Source organism: Vibrio sp. 03_296 (assembly GCF_002265885.1).
Genome location: NZ_NPKW01000760.1, coordinates 1 through 1,924, shown reverse-complemented (window position 1 = coordinate 1,924; position 1,924 = coordinate 1). Strand labels below are relative to the sequence as shown.

Genomic DNA, 1,924 nt, shown 5'->3' with positions numbered 1-1,924 from the left:
CTGCTCACGCTCTTCCTTAGGTCAGACTCCGTAAAAACTCACTAAACCGCAATGAGATCAGCCTTGAGTCAACACAACGTAGATTGGGAATTGCATACCCAATTGATTTTTCAGCTCTTGTAGCCGATTTTTTATCGCTCTTGCATGCATGCCTCGTTCGGTGCGAGTTTGTGTGAGCATACTGGCGATGCTGACTGTAACAATCGCACCATTAATGGGACGCTGTTTACGGTATTGCTTTAATAAGCCTAAGAATCCATACCATGCTTTTGAATCGACATGTGCTTGGCTATCTTGAGTGGTGTACCTGCCGGCCAGCCGTATCAATCAACACCGCTTTATTGGTAAACCACCAATCAACAATTTCTCGTACCGCCAATACCAGAAACCGAGTCAACTGCCCATTGAGTCTGACAGAGGAAACTCGAGACCCGATTCTTTTAATGCCGTCGTTTTACCTGTTCCAGGAGGTCCAATAAGTACGTACCAAGGCAACTGGTAGAGATGGTCTCTTACGCTTTCCACCTTTCGTCACGTACTTGAATCGCCTTCTCGATTCTTTCGCGCATGACGTCTATTTCTGCCGCCGCTTCTTATCGGTCAGGCATCCACTCTAATAGGCTTGGATGCTTCGTCTTGTTCCTTTCGCTCCTTCTGTTGACGGACAACGTTCGTCACGCCCCAGATAAAGACTAAAACGACAATAACCAACAAACGGTTAAAGTCTGATTTCAGTGGCTCTATGCCTGCTATCGCGATCAATGGTCCGACAAACCAAATAAAAATTGAAATTGCCCCAAGCCCAATACAAGTCGAATCAGCCATTTTTGCCCCAATAAACGTTTAATCTTTCGCCATTGTTTGCATCCATTTTCGATTGGGTTTGTACTAGGAGATCGATTTCGACTCTACGGTTGATGCTTTTTCCTTCTGCGGTTTCATTTGATACCAAAGGTCTCGCATCTCCCATACCTTCTGGAATGACACGCCCACTCAATTTGCCTGCTGATGCTAAAGCGATCGGTAAGCGCTGTCGCTCTGGCGAGAGAGTAAATGCCAATTAGAAGGGAATTTACTGGTAAAAATGGGGGTTATTATCGGTATGCCCGACAACCAATATTTTTTCCATTGGTCGCCTCGAGTGCTCTGGCCACTTTTGAAACCACAGGGAATATATGCGCGACGAGCTCCGCACTGCCCGATTCAAACAGATCATTGGACTGAAAAGTAATACGCACTCTATCAGGTAATGCATCGACTTTTAGCAAACCCATTTCTATTTCCGTTGCACAGAACGTTGGATTTGATTTGCTACGGCAAGAGACGAAATATAATCCGCACTTTGGTTCTCTATCTCTTTGCTCGGCTACTAAATTCAGTAACTGACTAAAGGTCTGATCGGATTTTTCGTTTAGGCTATAAACTCAAGTACATGTACACGCTGACTAACACAGCTGCGGTAATTGATAATACTCACCCACAATGGTGCTTTTTCTGCGATCTGCTCACCAACCAATACTTTAGCTAACGCATCATCGTTGAGTGAAGGACTGTAGTCCCGACCGTGCGATTTAAGAACATCCATTACGCGGTTTTTAAGGAACGATGTTGCTCGATTCCATTTCTCGATTCGAATTGCCCCAAAAAACCTAAGCTCATGCAGATATACATGACTTCTAGCAGATCTAAGTGCTTATTGGGTTCGGCGAGGCTTTCATCGAGATGTATGAAGAACTGCTCACCGCCTTGAGTATTGGAATAGAATGTCGACAATAACGAGTTGTGTCCCCAAACGGATTGACTTCCCCATTCTGTATTCAGGACCTGCTTCATCGATAGCACAACATAAACAGTAGCGTGCGATATCGATCTGCTTACTATTTGCGCCTTGTAACCTCAACCGGTTTTCATAGTCACGCATTTT

At 44.8% G+C, this 1,924-nt stretch carries 4 protein-coding genes and 1 pseudogene; all 5 read right to left on the bottom strand.

What is annotated here, in order from left to right; genetic code table 11:
• Nucleotides 1-63 precede the first annotated feature (63 nt).
• A pseudogene (locus CIK04_RS35780) lies at nucleotides 64-878 on the bottom strand (type VI secretion protein IcmF/TssM N-terminal domain-containing protein); the annotation flags it as partial.
• Nucleotides 818-1,060: a hypothetical protein gene (locus CIK04_RS34460; protein WP_325205916.1), complete on the bottom strand. Its 243-nt coding sequence runs from the start codon at nucleotides 1,058-1,060 to the stop codon at nucleotides 818-820. The pseudogene CIK04_RS35780 and the gene CIK04_RS34460, both read right to left, overlap by 61 nt.
• 34 nt (nucleotides 1,061-1,094) lie before the next feature.
• Entirely contained in the window at nucleotides 1,095-1,274 is a 180-nt protein-coding gene (locus CIK04_RS34455; RefSeq protein WP_325205915.1) for a hypothetical protein, read from the bottom strand.
• A gap of 310 nt (nucleotides 1,275-1,584) precedes the next feature.
• Entirely contained in the window at nucleotides 1,585-1,773 is a 189-nt protein-coding gene (locus tag CIK04_RS34450; protein WP_325205914.1) for a DotU family type IV/VI secretion system protein, read from the bottom strand.
• On the bottom strand, nucleotides 1,739-1,924 hold a 186-nt coding region (locus CIK04_RS34445), incomplete at its 5' end, for a DotU family type IV/VI secretion system protein (RefSeq protein ID WP_325205913.1). The genes CIK04_RS34445 and CIK04_RS34450, both read right to left, overlap by 35 nt.